17 protein-coding genes are annotated in these 17,209 nt (G+C 72.1%); 10 read left to right on the forward strand and 7 right to left on the reverse strand.

The features are described from left to right. Positions 1-88 precede the first annotated feature (88 nt). Positions 89-571, forward strand: coding sequence for a hypothetical protein (locus AB0F15_RS04440; protein WP_360265029.1), 483 nt, complete (start codon positions 89-91; stop codon positions 569-571). 16 nt (positions 572-587) lie between these two features. On the opposite strand, the gene AB0F15_RS04445 is transcribed toward AB0F15_RS04440, so the two are convergent. After that, complete coding sequence (locus tag AB0F15_RS04445; RefSeq protein ID WP_360265032.1) at positions 588-1,058, reverse strand: hypothetical protein; 471 nt, start codon at positions 1,056-1,058, stop codon at positions 588-590. Positions 1,059-1,198: 140 nt separating this feature from the next. Here AB0F15_RS04445 and AB0F15_RS04450 point away from each other — a divergent pair, with 140 nt between their 5' ends. Next, positions 1,199-1,699 (forward strand): GNAT family protein, encoded by a 501-nt coding sequence (locus AB0F15_RS04450; RefSeq protein WP_360265035.1) that lies wholly within the window; start codon positions 1,199-1,201, stop codon positions 1,697-1,699. Positions 1,700-1,701: 2 nt separating this feature from the next. On the opposite strand, the gene AB0F15_RS04455 is transcribed toward AB0F15_RS04450, so the two are convergent. Beyond that, positions 1,702-2,001, reverse strand: a complete 300-nt coding sequence (locus AB0F15_RS04455) for a hypothetical protein (RefSeq protein ID WP_360265038.1) — start codon at positions 1,999-2,001, stop codon at positions 1,702-1,704. 73 nt (positions 2,002-2,074) lie between these two features. Then, entirely contained in the window at positions 2,075-2,851 is a 777-nt protein-coding gene (locus AB0F15_RS04460) for an IclR family transcriptional regulator (RefSeq protein WP_360265041.1), read from the reverse strand. A 112-nt stretch (positions 2,852-2,963) separates the two neighbouring features. On the opposite strand from AB0F15_RS04460, the gene aceB reads away from it, so the two are divergent. Both aceB and AB0F15_RS04470 read left to right on the forward strand, forming a co-directional pair. Continuing rightward, positions 2,964-4,541, forward strand: coding sequence for a malate synthase A (aceB, locus tag AB0F15_RS04465; protein WP_360265044.1), 1,578 nt, complete (start codon positions 2,964-2,966; stop codon positions 4,539-4,541). After that, the gene (locus tag AB0F15_RS04470; protein WP_360265047.1) at positions 4,541-5,728 is read left to right on the forward strand and encodes an aldolase; all 1,188 of its coding nucleotides are present in this window, start codon (positions 4,541-4,543) and stop codon (positions 5,726-5,728) included. Before aceB ends, AB0F15_RS04470 begins: the two co-directional genes overlap by 1 nt. Before the next feature lie 10 nt (positions 5,729-5,738). On the opposite strand, the gene AB0F15_RS04475 is transcribed toward AB0F15_RS04470, so the two are convergent. Continuing rightward, positions 5,739-6,956, reverse strand: coding sequence for a DUF2786 domain-containing protein (locus AB0F15_RS04475; protein ID WP_360265050.1), 1,218 nt, complete (start codon positions 6,954-6,956; stop codon positions 5,739-5,741). Between the two features lie 93 nt (positions 6,957-7,049). On the opposite strand from AB0F15_RS04475, the gene dctA reads away from it, so the two are divergent. Both dctA and AB0F15_RS04485 read left to right on the forward strand, forming a co-directional pair. Then, positions 7,050-8,330 (forward strand): C4-dicarboxylate transporter DctA, encoded by a 1,281-nt coding sequence (gene dctA / locus AB0F15_RS04480; protein ID WP_360265052.1) that lies wholly within the window; start codon positions 7,050-7,052, stop codon positions 8,328-8,330. 39 nt (positions 8,331-8,369) lie between these two features. Continuing rightward, positions 8,370-8,702, forward strand: coding sequence for a DoxX family protein (locus AB0F15_RS04485; protein ID WP_360265055.1), 333 nt, complete (start codon positions 8,370-8,372; stop codon positions 8,700-8,702). Here AB0F15_RS04485 and AB0F15_RS04490 read toward each other — a convergent pair. Together AB0F15_RS04490 and AB0F15_RS04495 are read right to left on the reverse strand one after the other, a co-directional pair. Further along, positions 8,699-9,187, reverse strand: a complete 489-nt coding sequence (locus AB0F15_RS04490; RefSeq protein ID WP_360265058.1) for a MarR family transcriptional regulator — start codon at positions 9,185-9,187, stop codon at positions 8,699-8,701. The two genes, AB0F15_RS04485 and AB0F15_RS04490, sit on opposite strands and share 4 nt — an antisense overlap. A 4-nt stretch (positions 9,188-9,191) precedes the next feature. After that, the gene (locus AB0F15_RS04495; protein WP_360265060.1) at positions 9,192-10,526 is read right to left on the reverse strand and encodes a PucR family transcriptional regulator ligand-binding domain-containing protein; all 1,335 of its coding nucleotides are present in this window, start codon (positions 10,524-10,526) and stop codon (positions 9,192-9,194) included. A gap of 137 nt (positions 10,527-10,663) precedes the next feature. Here AB0F15_RS04495 and AB0F15_RS04500 point away from each other — a divergent pair, with 137 nt between their 5' ends. Genes AB0F15_RS04500 through pucD form a run of 4 tightly spaced genes read left to right on the forward strand, consistent with a single transcriptional unit; the run spans position 10,664 to position 15,580 of the window. Further along, positions 10,664-11,527 (forward strand): FAD binding domain-containing protein, encoded by an 864-nt coding sequence (locus AB0F15_RS04500; RefSeq protein ID WP_360265063.1) that lies wholly within the window; start codon positions 10,664-10,666, stop codon positions 11,525-11,527. Then, on the forward strand, positions 11,518-11,985 hold the full coding sequence (locus AB0F15_RS04505) for a (2Fe-2S)-binding protein (protein ID WP_360265066.1): 468 nt from the start codon (positions 11,518-11,520) through the stop codon (positions 11,983-11,985). The genes AB0F15_RS04500 and AB0F15_RS04505 overlap by 10 nt, the downstream gene beginning before the upstream one ends. After that, the gene (locus tag AB0F15_RS04510; RefSeq protein WP_360265069.1) at positions 11,982-13,322 is read left to right on the forward strand and encodes an 8-oxoguanine deaminase; all 1,341 of its coding nucleotides are present in this window, start codon (positions 11,982-11,984) and stop codon (positions 13,320-13,322) included. Before AB0F15_RS04505 ends, AB0F15_RS04510 begins: the two co-directional genes overlap by 4 nt. Further along, positions 13,319-15,580, forward strand: a complete 2,262-nt coding sequence (pucD, locus tag AB0F15_RS04515; protein ID WP_360265072.1) for a xanthine dehydrogenase subunit D — start codon at positions 13,319-13,321, stop codon at positions 15,578-15,580. Before AB0F15_RS04510 ends, pucD begins: the two co-directional genes overlap by 4 nt. Here pucD and AB0F15_RS04520 read toward each other — a convergent pair whose 3' ends face one another. Continuing rightward, positions 15,581-17,158 carry a ricin-type beta-trefoil lectin domain protein gene (locus AB0F15_RS04520; protein ID WP_360265075.1) on the reverse strand — a complete coding sequence of 526 codons (1,578 nt, stop codon included), beginning with the start codon at positions 17,156-17,158 and terminating at the stop codon, positions 15,581-15,583. It abuts the gene before it with no gap. Between the last annotated feature and the right edge of the window lie 51 nt (positions 17,159-17,209).

Raw genomic sequence — 17,209 nt, forward strand, 5'->3', positions numbered from 1 at the left:
CGCGGGCGGCTCGAGGCTTCCGGAGGAGGTGCTCCGTCGGCGTCTCGGTCGCGATGGTGAGCCGGTCCGTTCCGCTGCTCGCGACCCAGTGGCGGACCCAGCCGACGCCGTGCAGCACCGGCTTGCCGCCCAGCTCCGCGGGTGGATCGAGGACCAGGGCACTGATCAGGTAGTCGTCGCGGGGCAGGGTGAGGTGGGCGGTCTCGCCGAGCACCATCGGCACGGTGACCCCCAGCGGTGTCCCGGCCGGATCCGAGCCCGGCGCGGTCTGGAACGCGAGCAGCACGGGCCGCCGCCCGGCGGCCGCGTACCGCACGGTGATGTCGAGGTCGCTGGTCACGTCGCCGAGCCGGTGGCGGCGCGGATCGGCCTTCGGCGAGGCCGGGACCAGGACGGTCTGCCGCGGCCCGCCGAGGGCGCGGTCCACCGCCCGTTCGGCCAGCCGCCCGATGACGGCTGCGGCCGCGGCCTGGCCCAGCCAGATGAGCGACCCGGTGACGGGTTCGACCACGGCGTGCTCCCTCCGGAAATCGTGCTTCGCCAAGACAGACGCCGCAACGCCGCGCTCTGATACCCGGAAGCGGAAACTAGAGCCGGAAGAGCGGCGTCCCGTCCGCCTTCCGCAACCCCAGCTGCAGCATCACCGGCGCCGACGCGCGGCCGGCCGGGATGAGGCACGGGGACGTGCGGTGGGCCGCGACCGTCAGGCGGGACCAGCCGATGCCCTGCAGGGTGCGGTGGGCCGGGTCGACCACCATCGCCGCGCCGAAGTAGCGGCCGCCCGGCAGGGTGAGGCGGGCGGTGTGGCCCAGGACCACCGAAAACGCCGTGCCCGCACGGCTGCCTTCCTCCTGCAGCGTGAGGATCACCGGCGTCCGGCCCTTCGCGGCCAGGTGGTACCGCACGCTGATCTCGACCGTCCCCGTCGGGCTCTTCGCCGGGCGCGGCCACGCGGGTGGTGCGGTCTGCCCGTCGAGCGCGCGGTCGACGAGGCGGTCCAGCAGGTTCGAAGCGGCACCCTGTGCGAGCCAGGCCAAGGCGCCGTTGTTCGGGTCCATGCGGTCCTCCGCGATATTCGGATGACGGCGGCCGTGCGCCGGCGCAGAATCCGGGCATGCCCGGTTGACGCCCGTCCGCTCGTGCCCCTCCTCGTAACAGACGCCCCGAAGCCGTCGTTCGCTACGAGAGAGGACTCATCATGACCGTGATTCACGGCGATCGGGTGCGGCTGCGCCCGATCGGCCCAGCGGATCGCGCCCGTGCGCGCGAAATCCTGGCCACTCCCGAGGTCGCCCGCTGGTGGGGCGAACCCGATCGGGAGGCCGAAGGCCTGTACGAGGTCGAAGAGGGCTACTCCGTCTACGTCATCGAGGACGGCGGTGTGGTCGTCGGGCTGATCCAAAGCTCCGAGGAGCTGGACCCGCAGTACCGCCACGCGGGCATCGACATCGCGGTGCACCCGGATTTCCACGGCCGCGGCATCGGCACGGACGCGATCCGCGCGCTGGCCCGGCACCTGTTCGCCCGCGGCCACCACCGCTTGACGATCGACCCCGCGGCGGCCAACGAGACCGCGATCCGGGTGTACACGAAGGTGGGGTTCCGGCCGGTCGGAGTGCTGCGCCGCTCCGAACGCGGCCCGGACGGCACCTGGCACGACGGCCTGCTGCTGGACCTGCTGAAAGGTGAACTGACCTGAGGTCAGCCCTTGTCGACGACCTGCTGAAGCAGCCGGCTGATCTGCTCCATACCGATGGTCACCTTGGTGAACCCGCTGTCGACCTTGCCTTCGAGGTCGGCGAGTCGCTTGTGGTCTTCGACCTGGGTCTCGCGCAGCGCGCCCGTCGTCCTGATCAAAGCGTTGAGGAGCTGCTTGAACTCGGAGACGTCCCGATCCGCCGCGCCGGCGAGTACGCGAGCCGCGGTGGCGTCCTGCCGGGACTGACGCACCTGTTCCTCCAACGCGGTCACGCGGGCTTCGAGCTCTTCGAGGCTGGCCATGCCGCTTACCTTAGCGGCGGGGCCGGAGCCACTTCGCGGCAAGTCACCGAACGTAATGAATTATCACTCACAGTTAAACTGATAGCGGCGTCTGGGACAGGCTCGCCCCGAGGGCGTCCGCCACCCGCTGCACCGCCGGGGCGATGTGTGCCACCGCCTCGGCGGTCAGCCGGCCCGACGGGCCCGACACCGAAACCGCCGCCGGCACCGGCGCGCCCGGTACCGCCACCGCGACGCACCGCACCCCGAGCTCCTGCTCCGCCTCGTCGAGCGCGTACCCCTGCGAAGCGATCCGCGAGAGCTCCACCGCCAGCGCCTCCGGGTCGGTGAACGTGTGCGCGGTGTACGCGGGCATCCCCGTCCGGCCGAGCAGCTCACGCACCTCGGCCTCGGGCAGGTGCGCCAGCATCGCCTTGCCGACTCCGGTCCCGTGCGGCAACAGCCGCCGCCCGACCTCGGTGAACATGCGCATCGAATGCTTCGAAGGCACCTGCGCCACGTACACGACCTCGTCGCGCTCCAGGACCGCCAGGTTCGCTGTCTCGCCGACCTCTTCGACCAGCTCCGCCAGCAGCGGGCGCGCCCAGGCGCCGAACTGCATGCTCGCGTTCTCGCCGAGCCGGATCAGCCGGGCGCCGAGCGCGTAGCGGCGGTTCGTGTTCTGCCGGACGTACCCCAGGTCGACCAGGGTGCGGATGAGCCGGTGGATCGTCGGCATCGGCAGCCCGGACAACGTCGCCAGCTCGGACAGGCTGGCCTCGCCGCCGGTGTCCGCGAGGTGTTCCAGCAGCTCGAAGGCACGCTGCAGGGACTGGACGCCGCCGTCGCGACCGTTCTTCTCCGCCGGCACGGTGGCCCTCCTTACGTCGGCGTTGAGCTTCCGCTATGCAGAAACTATAGTCCGGCTGGTAGAAAACCGTAGGGCCGTTATCCAAAGATCCGAACCCTCGAGGTGTTTCCCCATGTCTTCTGAAGTCCAGGTGCTGGGCGACCCGGTCGAGCGCGGCGACGAGATCCTCACGCCGGAGGCGCTCGCCTTCCTCGCCGGCCTCCACGACGCCTTCGCCGGCCGCCGCGACGAGCTGCTCCAGGCACGGAGCAAGCGCCGCGAAGAAGCCCGGACCACCGGCAAGCTCGACTTCCTGCCGGAGACCAAGGAGATCCGCGAAGGCGACTGGCAGGTCACCGGCGCGCCGCCCGCGCTGCGGGACCGCCGCGTCGAGATCACCGGGCCGACCGATCGCAAGATGACCATCAACGCCCTCAACTCCGGCGCGAAGGTGTGGCTCGCCGACCTCGAAGACGCCAACACCCCGCACTGGGCGAACGTGGTGTCCGGCCAGGTCAACCTCCACGACGCCGTCCGCGAGACGATCACGCTGGAGAGTGGCGGCAAGAGCTACGCGCTGAAGGACGACGTCGAGCACGCGACGATCGTGGTCCGTCCGCGCGGCTGGCACCTGCCCGAGAGCCACCTGAAGTTCGGCGACCGCGAGGGCGTCGGCGCGCTCGTCGACTTCGGCCTGCACTTCTTCCACAACGCGGCCGAGCTGCTGAAGCGCGGCAAGGGCCCGTACTACTACCTGCCGAAGATGGAGAGCCACCTCGAAGCGCGGCTCTGGAACGACGTCTTCACCCACGCCGAGCAGACCCTCGGCATCGAGCACGGCACCGTCCGCGCCACCGTGCTGATCGAGACGATCCCGGCCGCGTTCGAGATGGAAGAGATCCTCTACGAGCTGCGCGAGCACGCCTCGGGCCTGAACGCGGGCCGCTGGGACTACCTGTTCAGCGTCATCAAGTACTTCCGCGACGCGGGCGAGAAGTTCGTGCTGCCGGACCGCAACTCCGTCACCATGACCGCGCCGTTCATGCGCGCCTACACCGAACTGCTGGTGCGCACCTGCCACAAGCGCGGCGCCTTCGCGATCGGCGGCATGGCCGCGTTCATCCCGAGCAAGGATCCCGAGACCAACAAGGGCGCCTTCGAAAAGGTCCACGCGGACAAGTCGCGCGAGGCCGGCGACGGCTTCGACGGCTCCTGGGTCGCGCACCCGGGCATGGTCGAGCTGTGCAAGGAGGAGTTCGACAAGGTCCTCGGCGACCGGCCGAACCAGCTCGACCGCACCCGCGACGAGGTGAGCGTCACCGCCGACCAGCTGCTCGACGTCGCTTCGACGCCGGGCGGGGCGACGGCGGCGGGCCTGCGCGCCGCGGTGGACGTCGGCCTCCGCTACATCGCGTCCTGGCTGGGCGGCAACGGCGCGGCGGCCATCCACAACCTGATGGAGGACGCCGCCACCGCCGAGATCTCGCGCTCGCAGATCTGGCAGTGGGTCAAGAACGGGACCACTTTGGACAGTGGCGACGCCGTCACGGCGGAGCTGGTGCGCGGCGTGCTGGCCGACGTCCGCGGCGAGCTGGCCGGCGAGCTCAAGCCGGAGCTGCTGGAGCCCGCGGTGGAGCTGTTCGAGCAGGTCGCGCTGGCCGACGAGTTCCCGGACTTCCTGACGCTGCCCGCGTACGAGCGGATCAAGTAGTGCGGCTTTCCGAGGACGTCTACGACGCCGCCGACGCGCGCCTGGCTGCGGCCGACGCGCGCGTCGCGGCGTCGTATCCGGGGGAGCGGCCGGGACGCCAGCCCGTGCACACGGTCTACGTGCCGGCGTCGCGGTACAAGACACGCCTGGTCGCCGACTGGGGCAAGCAGGCGATGCGGGTCTTCATCGAGCACGCGGACCTGCTCGGCCTCGACGCCGACGGGTACGAACGCGTCCGCGCGAAGCTGCTCACCGAGCCGATCGAGGACCTGCGGATCGACTTCGAGGACGGCTACGGCCGGGTGCCGGACGACGTCGAGGACACCGCCGCCCTGGCGGCCGGGCAGACCCTGGCGACGACCGGCGGGACACCGTTCTGCGGCATCCGCTTCAAGAGCTTCGAAGCGGCGACGCGCCGGCGGGGCATCCGCACCCTGGACCTCTTCCTCACGGGCTTGCTGGACAACGGGCCGCTGCCGCCCGGCTTCGTCGTCACGCTGCCGAAGGTGACGGCGGTCGACCAGGTCTCGGCGGCCGCGGAAGTGCTGGAGCGGCTGGAATCCGCGTACGACCTGCCCGGGAAGACGCTGCGGTTCGAGGTCCAGATCGAGACGTCCCAGTCCATTGTGGACGCCGACGGGACGCTGTCGGTGGCGCGGATCGTGCACGCGGCCGACGGCCGGTGCTCGGGCCTGCACTACGGGACGTACGACTACAGCGCGGGCATCGGCATCGCGGCGGCGTACCAGAGCATGGAGCACCCGGCGGCCGACCTGGCCAAGGGACTGATGCAGGTCGCGGCGGCCGGCACCGGCGTCCGCCTCTCGGACGGCTCGACCAACCGGCTCCCGGTCGGCGACGCGCTGCCCACCGCGTGGGCCGAGCACCTGCGGCTCGTCCGCCGTTCCCTGGAACGCGGCTTCTACCAGGGCTGGGACCTGCACCCCCACCAGCTGCCGACGCGCTTCGCGGCGACGTACAAGTTCTACCGCGAAGGCTTCCCGGAAGCGGTGGAGCGATTGCGCGCGTACGCGGCGAAGACGGCCGGAGGCGTGCTGGACGAGCCGGCGACGGCCCAGGCGCTGGCCGGCTACCTGCTGCGGGGCCTCGACTGCGGCGCGCTGGACGAGAGCGAGCCGGTGTTCGGGCGTCCGGAGCTGGAGAAGTACGCGCGCCGGGAGGCCTGAGCAGCGGCCGTCAGGAGTGCAGCCGGGCGCGGTCGGCGGCGGCCCGGCCCTCGCCCCAGCCGTCGTGGCTGCGCACGGTCACCGACTTGGTCACCACCTCCGGGAAGAGCGTGGCGAAGGTCGTTGCCACCCTCTTCTCGTGGGACGCCAGCACCGGCAGCAGACGGGCCGGGTCGGGGGACCCGGCGAGCGTGGTCTCCGCCGCCTTCTCGAGCCGCTCGCCGATCCGGGTGGCGTACGAGACCAGGAAGGACTGCCGGAACTCCCGGGACCGGCGCCCGCGGTCGTCCTGGCCGCCGGCGATCATGGCGCGGGTCGCCTGGACGAGCAGGGACGTCGTCAGCAGCGCGACGGCGTCCAGGTCGGCTTCGTCGCCGACGACGGTGACGAAGCCCCAGCGCGGTTCGAAGACGGCTTGGCAGCGGTTCGCCTTCGCGACCACGTGGGCCAGCAGCGACTTCGCGTCGAGGTACGGCGTGTCCAGCCAGAGCCGGCGGGAGGCCGGCGCATCGGGCACCGCCGCACCGGCCTCGACCAGCACGCGGTCGAGGGCGTGGCGGGTCATCAGCTCCTGCGCCTTCGCCGAAAGGGCCTCGGCTTCCTCCGGGAAGGAGCTCGACTCCGCCTTGGCCAGCAGCGCGCGGACCCGGCCGAGCTTCTTCTCGTCGACGGCGTGGTGTGAAGCCGGCCGCTGCCGCGTCGCGGTTCCCGGCGGCGGCAGGACGACGGTCACCGGCGGCAGGGTTGTCAGCAGGCCCAGGGCTTCGAGCACCGCCGTCACCGCCTCGGCCGGGGTGAGGAGGTGCTTCGCGGCCCACTGCGCGAGGTGCGGTCCGGTGTCCGTCCACCAGCGGACGGCGCCCGTCTCGGCGAGCTGGTCCCGCCATTCCGGGTGCACGGTCCCGGCCGCGAACTGCCCGGCGTAGGCGGCGAGCGTGTCGAGCACGTACGAGACGGCGAACTCGTCGACGCGGCGGCTCGCGGCCTGCCGGAGGTCCTCCGGCAGCCAGCCGGCCCGGCACGCCCGGCCGATCAGCTGCTGCCCGGCGAGATCCGCCCCCTGGGCCAGTTCGCCGGGGAGGTCGAAGCCCGGTGCCAGCCGGCGGGCGGAGTCCCCGGCGCGCGCGGTGTCGTGGGCGGCGGCGAGCAGCGCGTCGGCGAAACCTCCGGCCGTCGTCGGCAGCTCACCGACGTCGGTCCGGCGCCCTCCGCGCTTCTGCTTGGCCACGCCGCCGAGTCTGCCCCAGCGGTGTTTCCGGCCGTCGGATAGGTCACGAAAATGCTTAACACCGTGGGAACATCGGACGTCTAGGGTCCCGCCATGGCGGAGAACAAGAAGCGGTGGTGGACGTCCCCGTTCGGGCAGCTGCTCGTGGCCGTGGTCGCGGGGGTGCTCGTCGGGCACCTCTGGCCGGGGTTCGGCGCCCAGCTGAAGCCGGTCGGCGACGGGTTCATCCGGCTGATCAAGATGATCATCGCCCCGCTGATCTTCTGCGTCGTGGTGACCGGGATCGCGGCGGTGGGCGACCTCAAAGCGGTCGGACGAATCGGCCTCAAAGCCATCGTCTACTTCGAAGTCGTCACGACGTTCGCGTTGCTGTTCGGGCTGGTCGTGGCGAACGTCTTCCGGCCCGGCGCCGGCCTGGACATCAACCCGGCGACCCTCGACCCGAACGCCGTCGCCGCCCAGACCAAGGGCGGGCAGCTGCCGTCGATCGGGGACTTCCTCCTGCACACCATCCCCGACAGCGCGGTGAACGCGTTCGCGCAGAACCAGCTGCTGCAGGTGCTGGTGTTCGCGGTCTTCTTCGGGCTGGCGCTGGCCGCGATCGGGCGCGAGCGGGCGCCGCTCGTCCTGGACTTCGTCGACCAGGTGCAGAAGGTCATCTTCAAGGTGATGGGCTGGATCATGCGGGTCGCGCCACTGGGCGCGTTCGGCGCGATGGCGTTCATCATCGGCCAGTACGGCCTGTCCACGCTCGGCACATACGCGCGGCTGATCGCCGCGTGCTACGGCGCGGCCGCGCTCTTCACGCTGGTCCTCGCCGCGATTTCCCGCTTCTACGCCGGGGTCTCGGTCTGGAAGTTCCTCCGCTACGCGCGGGAAGAGTTCCTGCTCGCGCTCGGCACGGCGTCGACGGAGTCGGTGCTGCCGCGGATCATGGGCAAGCTGACCGACGCGGGCTGCTCGCGCGCGGCGACCGGGCTGGTCGTGCCGACCGGGTACTCGTTCAACCTCGACGGCGCGACCATCTACCTGTCGATCTGCACGGTGTTCCTGGCGCAGGCGTTCGGCGTGGAGATGTCGCTCGGGCAGCAGCTGCTGGCGGTGCTGATCCTGATGCTGACGTCGAAGGGCATGGCGGGCGTCCCGGGGTCGAGCTTCCTCGCCCTGTCGGCGACGGCCGCGGCGATCGGCGCGTTCCCGGTGGCCGGGGTGGCTCTGCTGCTGGGCGCGGACCGCCTGATGGATTCGATGCGCGTGTTCGTCAACCTGCTCGGCAACTGCGTGGCGACGTTCGTGGTGGCGAAGTCCGAAGGTCAGCTGGACCGGGCCAAGCTGGCGGAGACCCTGGACGGCGTGACGCCGGTCGCGGCCTGACCCCGGTCACCTTCCCGGTGGCGGGCCCGTCGAGAGGGTATGCACACCGCCGTCCTGCTCACGACGATCATCCTCAACGCCGGCATGGGCCTCGCCGACCTGGTCAAGGCCCGGTTCGTGCTCGCCACCTCGGCGGCCGTGGACGTCCCGCCCGGCTGGCTGCCGCTGCTCGGCACCCTGAAACTCGCCGGGGCCGCCGGCCTGCTGCTCGGCCTGCTCGGGGTCGAGCCGATCGGCGTGGCCGCGGCGATCGGGCTCGTGCTGTTCTTCGTCGGGGCGATCGTCGCCCACGTCCGCGCGCGCCGGTTCGCGACCGGCGTGGCCCCGCTGGCGTTCCTCGGGTTGGCGGTGGCGTCGCTGCTGGCGGTCTAACGCAGCCGCGGGAGCGCGTCGCGGGCGAACCGGTTCAAGGTCCGCAGGTCTTCGGTGAACCGCTCCCGGTGCTGCTCGGGCAGGGGCCGGAAGAAGAACTGCTCGACGTTCTCCACGTGCAGCCGGCTGGCCCGCACGGTCGTCTCTTCGCCGAGCGCGGTCAAGCGCACCAGCCGGCCCCGCCGGTCGCCCGGGGAAGCCGTGCGGGTCACCAGCCCGAGCGCTTCCATCCGGTCGACCAGCCGGGTCGCGCCCCCGGTCGTGAGCACCTGTTCCTGGGCGATGGAGCGCATGGTCAGCCCGTCCTCGCCCGTCCGGCCCACGGTCAGCAGCACCTCGTACATCAGCTGCGTGATCCCGCAGTCACGCTCCAGCGCCCGGCCCAGCAGGTAGCCGAGCCGGTCCGCCGCGCCCCGCAGCTGCCCGAAGGCCTGCACGCGGGCGTCGTCCGCCGCCTGCCGGGCCGACGTGATTTCGGGGTCCACGCCCTCATCCTCCCGGCTGCTCGCCCGCGCGCAAGGCGAGGTAGACGTCGAGCTGGTCGGTGAACTCGGTCAGGTCCGCCCCGAGCAGCTCGCCCGCACGGCCGATGCGGTAGCGCAGCGTGTTGACGTGGACGTGCAGGGCCTTCGCCGCCCGCGTCGGCGAGCCGGAGCACTCGAGGAACACCCGGACCGTGTGCACCAGCTCCGTGTGCTGCTCGGCGTCGTAGGCCAGCAGCGGCCCGAGCACCCGGCGGCGCAGCGCCGCGCGCAGCCCGTCCGGGACGCCGGCCAGCAGCAGCTGGTGCACGTCCACCTCGCCGGCCTGGACGACCGCCACCCGGCCCGGGCGCCGCGCCGCCACTTCCAAGGCGTACCGCGCGCTCTCCCCGGCCTCCTCCCGCGGCCCGGGATCGCTGATGCCGCACAAGATCCGCTTCGCCCGGAGCAGGGGTTCCACAGCGGACAGCCCGGCCGTGGACGGCGACGGCGCGGTCGCCGCGAACGACGTGTCCCCGGTGGACTCGAGCAGCCGCGCGCCGGGCAGCAGGTCGCCCAGGACGTCCCGGCTCTCGTCGCTGCCTTCGGTCCGCAACGCCACGACGCACACCTCGCCGGGCAACGACGGCTCGGGCCGCGGGGCCCGCGCCCGCGTGACCCCGACGAGCCCCGCCACCTCCTCGGCCAGTTCGGCCTGCCCGGTGCTCAGCGGCCCGGCGACGGCGAGCAGCCACGGCACCGCGTGCCGTCCTTCGACCGGGACCACCGTCAGCGGCCCGGGCTCGCGCGCCGCGTACCGGTGGACGACGTCGACGGCCGGCATCGGCAGCGGTGCCGTCCCGGCGACCAGCCGGCCCAGCCCCGACACCACCCAGCACGGCAGCCCCAGTTCCGCCGAAGCGCGCTCCAGCAGCGTCTCGACCGGCGCCTCCGCGGCGGCCTGCAAACGTTTGCGCGCACTGTCGGACGCCGCCGCCAGCGCCAGCACCACCTGCTCGGTGATCACCGAGAACGACAGGTCGGCGGGCACTTCCAGCAGCGGGATCCGGTGCCGGACGCAGGCGTCGACCACGTCGTCCGGTATCCCACCCGAGTCGGCGCCGGACGCGGCCAGCGCCGCCGCCCCCGACCGGGCCAGCGCGGCCACGAACGACTCGGCGTCGCCCGGTGCCCGCCACCAGAGCAGGCCGGAAAGCACCAGCTCACCGGCCGACAGGTACCGTCCGGGGTCGGACAGCTCCGTGACGTAGATGCGCGTCACCGGCCGGTCGAGCAGATCGCTCCCGGCCCGGGGGCGCAGCCGCAGGCCCGGCAGGTTCAGCAGAGTTTTCACGGTCGTCATCAGGCTTGTAGGAAAGCACAACCGCCCCGGCGTTCGCTCCTGTGCGTTTCATGCGTGCTGCCGTTGCCGCCCGGCCGTGATCCGTCGTCTACTGGTCTATCGCCCTCACGACGGAGCACCGTCTCTAAGGAGCAGCAGTGGAGTTCCTGCGTCCCGCGACGCTCGCGGAGGCACTGGCCGCCAAGGCCGAGCGGCCGGCCGCCGTGCCGATCGCCGGCGGCACCGACGTCATGGTCGAGCTGAACTTCGACCACCGGCGTCCCGAAGCCCTGCTCGACCTCACCCGGGTGGGCGAACTGGCGGAGTGGTCCACAACGGACGGAACCGTCCGGCTCGGCGCCGGCGTCCCGTACAGCCGCGTCATCACCGAACTGGGTGAATCCCTCCCCGCACTGGCCATGGCCTCGCGCACGGTCGGGTCACCGCAGATCCGCAACCGCGGCACGGTCGGCGGCAACCTCGGCGCCGCCTCGCCGGCCGGCGACACCCACCCGGTGCTGCTCGCCCTGGACGCGCGGATCGAGGTGGCCTCCGTCCGGGGGACCCGCCTGATCCGGGCGGAGGAGTTCTACGTCGGCGTGAAACGGCACGCCCTCGAGCCGGACGAGCTGATCACCGCCGTCCACCTGCCCGCCCACGCCGGGCCGCAGCAGTTCGCCAAGGTCGGCACGCGCAACGCCATGGTCATCGCGGTCTGCTCCTTCGCGCTGTCGCTGCGCGACGGCCGGGTGGGCGCGGCCATCGGGTCGGCCGCCCCGACCCCGCGCCGCGCCCGGGAAGCCGAAGACTTCCTGGCCGCCGAGCTGCCGTGGACGTCGGCCGAGCCGCTGCCGGACTCCCTGAAACGCCGGTTCGGCGACCTGGCCGCCGCGGCCGCCGCGCCGATCGACGACGTCCGGGGCAGCGCCGCGTATCGGAAGCACGCGCTGGGGGTACTCGCCCGGCGTACGTTGACCTGGGCCTGGGACGAACACCGGACGGGGGAGCGCGCATGCGCCTGAATGTGACGATCAACGGCGAGCCGCGGCAGGCGGACGACGTCTGGGAAGGCGAAAGCCTGCTCTACGTGCTCCGCGAGCGGCTCGGCCTCCCCGGCTCGAAAAACGCCTGCGAACAGGGTGAATGCGGGTCGTGCACGGTCTACCTCGACGACGTCCCGGTGTGCGCGTGCCTGGTCGCGGCCGGGCAGGCCGAGGGCCGCGGGGTGCGCACGGTCGAGGGACTGGCCGACGGCGACACCCTGCACCCCGTCCAGCAGTCCTTTGTGGACGCAGGCGCGGTCCAGTGCGGCTTCTGCACACCGGGCCTGGTCGTCGCCGCGCACGACCTGCTGAACCGCGTCCCCGACCCGGCCGACGAGGAGATCCGCGAAGCGCTGGCCGGCAACCTCTGCCGCTGCACCGGCTACGAGAAGATCCTCGACGCGGTGCGCGCGGCGGCGAAGGGGGGTGTCGCGTGAGGACGCTCATCGCGAACGCGGCGATCGCCACCGTCACCGGCGAGGAGTACGCGAGCGGGCACGTCGTGCTCGAGAACGACCGGATCGCCGAGGTCGGCGACGGCGTGTACACCGGCGAGTTCGACGAACGCATCGAGGCCGACGGCTGCCTGATCACCCCCGGCCTGATCAACACCCACCACCACCTCTACCAGTGGGCCACCCGCGGCATGGCCGCCGACCACACGCTCTTCGAGTGGCTGGTCGCGCTCTACCCGGTCTGGGGCCGCCTCGACGACGGGATCACGCACGCCGCCGGCACCGCCGGGATGGCCCGGCTCGCGCTGACCGGCTGCACCACCGTCGCCGACCACCACTACGTCTTCCCGTGCGACGGCGGCGACCAGGTCGCGGCACTCGCCGCGGCCCGCCAGCGCATCGGCGTCCGGCTGCACGTGGTCCGTGGCTCGATGGACCGCGGCGAGTCCGACGGCGGCCTCCCGCCGGACAACCTCGTCGAGACGACCGAGGACGCGCTGACCGGCACCGAAGCGGCGATCGGCCGCTTCCACGACGACTCGCCGGGCGCCCACCTGCAGATCGCCGTCGGCCCGTGCTCACCGTTCTCGGTCACCGAGCGGCTGATGTCCGGCGCGGCCGAGCTGGCGCGGCGCACCGGCGTCCGCCTGCACACCCACCTCGCCGAGACCGTCGACGAGGAGAAGCAGTGCCTCGCCGAGGTCGGCTGCACGCCCGCCGAGTACGCCGACAAGCTCGGCTGGCTCGCCGACGACGTCTGGCTGGCCCACACCATCCACCTCGCGCCCGACGCGATCCGCCGCTTCGGGGCGACCGGCACCGGCTCGGCGCACTGCCCGACGTCCAACGGCCGCCTCGGGGCGGGCATCGCCCCGGTCCGCGACCTGCTGGACGCGGGGGTGGCGGTCGGCCTCGGTGTCGACGGGGCGGCCTCCAGCGAGTCCGGCGGTCTCGCGGAGGAGCTCCACCAGGCGCTGCTGCAGGCGCGCCAGCGCGGCGGCCCGCGGGGGCTGACCACGCGGGAAGCGCTGTGGATGGGCACGATGGGCGGCGCCCGCTGCCTCGGCCGCGCGGACGACCTGGGCTCCCTGGAACCCGGGAAGCTCGCCGACCTGGCCGTCTGGGATCTGACCGGGCTGAACTACGCCGGCATCACCGATCCGGTCGCGGCGCTGGTGCTCGGCACCACGCCGCCGCTGCGCCGGCTGTTCGTGGGCGGCAAGACCGTCGTCGAGGACGGCACCCTGCGCGAAGCCGACGAGGCCGCCATCGCCCGTGAGCTGGCCGCCGCGAGCGCTCGCCTGCGGGAGGGCCGATGACCAGCACCACGTCCGTCACGACGACGACCGCGAACGGCGTCGGTACGTCGCCGCAGCGCCCCGACGGCATCGTCAAGGTCCGCGGGGAGTTCGCCTACTCCTCGGATCTCTGGCACGAGGACATGGTGTGGGGCGTGACGCTGCGCAGCCCGCACCCGTACGCCCGGATCACCGGCATCGACATCGCGGAAGCCCTGGCCGTGCCCGGCGTCCACGCGGTGCTGACGCACGAGGACGTCCCCGGAGTCAACCGCTACGGCCTCGAGCACACCGACCAGCCGGTGCTCGCGTCCGACGTCGTGCGCTACCAGGGCGAGCCGGTGGCGCTGGTCGCCGCCGACCACCCCGAGACCGCGCGCCGCGCCATGAAACGGATCGTCGTCTCCTACGAGGAACTGGAGCCGGTGACGGACTCCGAAGCGGCCGTTGCGGGCGAAGGCCCTTCGCTGCACGAAGGCGGCAACGTCGTGCGGCACGTGAAGATCCGCCGCGGCCCGCAGAACGTCACGGCCGACGTCGTCGTCTCCGGTGTCTACGAGGTCGGCATGCAGGACCAGGCCTTCCTCGGCCCGGAGTCCGGGCTCGCCGTGCCGGACACCGAAGGCGGCGTCGACCTGTACGTGGCGACGCAGTGGCTGCACGTCGACCAGCAGCAGATCGTCGCCGCGCTGGGGCTCCCGATCGAAAAGGTTCGGCTGACCCTCGGCGGCGTCGGCGGCGCGTTCGGCGGCCGCGAAGACCTGTCGATGCAGGTGCACGCGTGCCTGCTGGCGCTGCACACCGGCAAGCCGGTGAAGATGGTCTACAACCGCGAAGAATCCTTCTACGGGCACGTCCACCGCCACCCGGCGAAGATGTACTACGAGCACGGCGCTTCCCGCGACGGACGTCTCGTGTACGTGAAGACGCGGTTGTTCCTCGACGGCGGGGCGTACGCGTCCTCGACCGGGGCGGTGGTCGCGAACGCCGGGACGCTCGGCGTCGGTCCGTACACAGTGGACAGTGTGTCGGTGGACTGCTGGGGCACCTACACCAACAACCCGCCGTGCGGTGCCATGCGCGGGTTCGGCGCGGTGCAGGCGGCGTTCGGCTACGAGTCCCAGATGGACAAGCTCGCGGCGGCCTGCGGCCTCGACCCGGTGGAGATCCGCGTCCGCAACGCGATGAGCGAGGGCGACCTGATGCCGACCGGCCAGGTCGTCGACGCGGAAGCGCCGGTCGCCGAGCTCCTCGAGCGCGTGCGGGCCATGCCGATGCCGCCGGAACGGCCGTTCGACCTGCGGCACATGCCGGGCGGGGTGTCCAACACGACGCACGGCGAGGGCGTCGTCCGCGGTGTCGGGTACGCCGTCGGGATCAAGAACGTCTGCTTCTCCGAAGGCTTCGACGACTACTCGACCGCCCGCGTGCGCCTGCAGCTGGTCGGCGGGGAGCCGGCCGCGACCGTGCACACCGCGGCCTGCGAGGTCGGCCAGGGCCTGGTGACGATCATGCAGCAGATCGTGCGGACCGAGCTGGGCGTCGACCAGGTGACGGTCCTGCCGATGGACACCTCCATCGGCAACGGCGGCTCGACGTCGGCGTCTCGCCAGACCTACGTCACCGGCGGCGCCGTGCGGGCCGCGTGCGCGGCGGTGCGGGCCCGGCTGCTGTCCGGGTTCGACCAGCGGGTCCGGGTCGTCGGCGGCAAGCTCGTCGCGGCCGACGGCCAGGTGCTCGCCGACCTGGCGGACGTCCTCGGGGACGAGAGCTACGACGAAACCGTGGAGTGGCGGCACCGGCCGACCACCCCGATCGATCCGGAAACCGGGCAGGGCACCGCGCACGTGCAGTACGCGTTCGCCGCGCACCGGGCGGTCGTCGACGTCGACACCGAACTGGGCCTGGTCAAGGTGGTCGCGCTGGACTGCGCCCAGGACGTCGGCAAGGCGCTGAACCCGCAGGCCGTGCTGGGCCAGATCCAGGGCGGCTCGGCGCAGGGGCTCGGGCTCGCGGTGATGGAGGAGATCCAGACCTCCGGCGGGAAGATCCGGAACCCCTCCTTCACCGACTACCTGATCCCGACCGTGCTGGACATGCCGCCGATGACCATCGACGTCCTCGAACGCCCCGACCCGCACGCGCCGTACGGGCTGCGCGGGGTCGGCGAGCCGCCGACGATCTCGTCGACCCCGGCGATCGTGGCCGCGATCCGGGCCGCGACCGGGCTGGCGCTCCCGCGCGTCCCGGTGCGGCCGGAACACCTCACCGGCACTTGATCACCGCTTGAGGGCCCAGTTCTGGTTGGCGTCGTCGTTGCAGTTCCACAGTTCGAGCCGGGTGCCGTTGACGTTGCCGGCGGGCTTGTCGCCGCCGGTGACGTCGACGCACAGGCCGGCCTGCGTGATGGACCCGTCGGCCTCGAGCCGGAACTTCTGGTTCCCGCCGCCGTGGCAGGTCCAGGCGACGAGCTTGGTCCCGGCCGCGGAGGTGCCGCCACTGGCGTCGAGGCAGAGGCCGTTCGCCTTGAGCTCACCGGCACTGGTGAACGTCCAGGCCTGGTTGCCGCCGCCGTCGCAGTCCCAGATGTCGACCTGGGGGCCGGGCGTGGGGGCGGTGCCGTTGATGTCGATGCAGCGGGCCGAGGACGCCCCCTGAACCGGCTGGCTCGTCCCGATGCTGGTGCCGGACGCGTCCGCCTGCACGCGGTAGATCACGGTGCTGTGCGACGGGACACTGGCGCTGATCGTGCCGGTGCTGGTGGTCAGCTCCTTCGACCACAGGTTGGTCAGCCGGTAGCTCGGCGCGGCGGGCAGCCCGGCCGCGGTCGCCGTCGTCGAAACGGTCTTCGTGCTGCTGTTCTCGTTGAGCAGCACCACGGCGACGTCGCCGTCCTCGAGGGGTTTCGCCAGGACGTCCAAGCCGCCCCCGGTCGCGATGCGCTTGGCCTGCTTGCCGAGCGGGTCCTGGTCGACGGCGATGACGTCTCCGTTGAGGTACGTCGAGAAGGTGGCGACGCTCGCGGAGCGGAGGTCGGCGCCCGCGATCAGCGGTGCGGCCATCGCCGCCCACAGCGTGAAGTGCGCGCGGTCCTCCTGGAAGTCCATGCCGTCGCCGACTTCGAGCATGTCCGGGTCGTTCCAGGCGCCCGGCTTGGCGGCGGACGCGAGCCCGGCGTTCTGGTGGTAGATCGAGTCGATGCTGCCCCAGTTGTTGGTGATGTCGCCGGTGGTGCGCCACAGGTTGCCCACGTCCGGCGCCCAGGTCGACGGCGCGAAGTTCCCCCACTCGCAGATGCTGTAGGCGATCGGGCGGCCGGTGGCCTTCAGCGCGTCGCGCATCGCGGAGTAGCGGCGGATGTAGTCCTGCTGGGTGTCGCTGCCGGAGCTGCCGCAGTTGTCGTACTTGAGGTAGTCGACGCCCCAGCTCGCGAAGCGGTTCGCGTCGGCTCGCTCGTGCCCGAGGCTGCCGGGGTAGTGCTGGCAGGTTTCGGTGCCCGCGCTCTCGTAGATGCCGAACTTCATGCCGCGGGCGTGGACGTAGTCGCCGAGCGCCTTGAGGCCGCCCGGGAACTTCGCGGGATCGGCGACCAGGTTGCCGTCCGCGTCGCGGGACCGGGTCATCCAGCAGTCGTCGAGGTTGACGTAGGTGTAGCCGCGGTCGCGCATCCCGGAGCTGACCATCAGGTCGGTGGTCTGCTTGACGAGGGTCTCGTCGATGGTGCACTCGAAGGTGTTCCAGGTGTTCCACCCCATCGGCGGGGTGCGCGCCAGGCCGTTCTCGAGGGCCTGGGCGGGCGAGCCGGTGATCGAGACGGCGGCTACGACGGTGGCGAGGACGGCGAGGACACGGCGCATGGCGGCTCCAACCGGACGACGGTGTGAGGCAGGAGGACTAGACCACTGCGC

The sequence above is a fragment of the Amycolatopsis sp. NPDC026612 genome (assembly GCF_040638285.1).
GTDB lineage: Bacteria > Actinomycetota > Actinomycetes > Mycobacteriales > Pseudonocardiaceae > Amycolatopsis.

Coding starts and splice junctions, on each gene's coding strand:
- AB0F15_RS04445 (WP_360265032.1), bottom strand. CDS start 1,058: ATGGACCCGAACAACGGCGCCTTGGCCTGGCTCGCACAGGGTGCCGCT.
- AB0F15_RS04450 (WP_360265035.1), top strand. CDS start 1,199: ATGACCGTGATTCACGGCGATCGGGTGCGGCTGCGCCCGATCGGCCCA.
- AB0F15_RS04455 (WP_360265038.1), bottom strand. CDS start 2,001: ATGGCCAGCCTCGAAGAGCTCGAAGCCCGCGTGACCGCGTTGGAGGAA.
- aceB (WP_360265044.1), top strand. CDS start 2,964: ATGTCTTCTGAAGTCCAGGTGCTGGGCGACCCGGTCGAGCGCGGCGAC.
- dctA (WP_360265052.1), top strand. CDS start 7,050: ATGGCGGAGAACAAGAAGCGGTGGTGGACGTCCCCGTTCGGGCAGCTG.
- AB0F15_RS04485 (WP_360265055.1), top strand. CDS start 8,370: ATGCACACCGCCGTCCTGCTCACGACGATCATCCTCAACGCCGGCATG.
- AB0F15_RS04495 (WP_360265060.1), bottom strand. CDS start 10,526: ATGACGACCGTGAAAACTCTGCTGAACCTGCCGGGCCTGCGGCTGCGC.
- AB0F15_RS04505 (WP_360265066.1), top strand. CDS start 11,518: ATGCGCCTGAATGTGACGATCAACGGCGAGCCGCGGCAGGCGGACGAC.
- pucD (WP_360265072.1), top strand. CDS start 13,319: ATGACCAGCACCACGTCCGTCACGACGACGACCGCGAACGGCGTCGGT.
- AB0F15_RS04520 (WP_360265075.1), bottom strand. CDS start 17,158: ATGCGCCGTGTCCTCGCCGTCCTCGCCACCGTCGTAGCCGCCGTCTCG.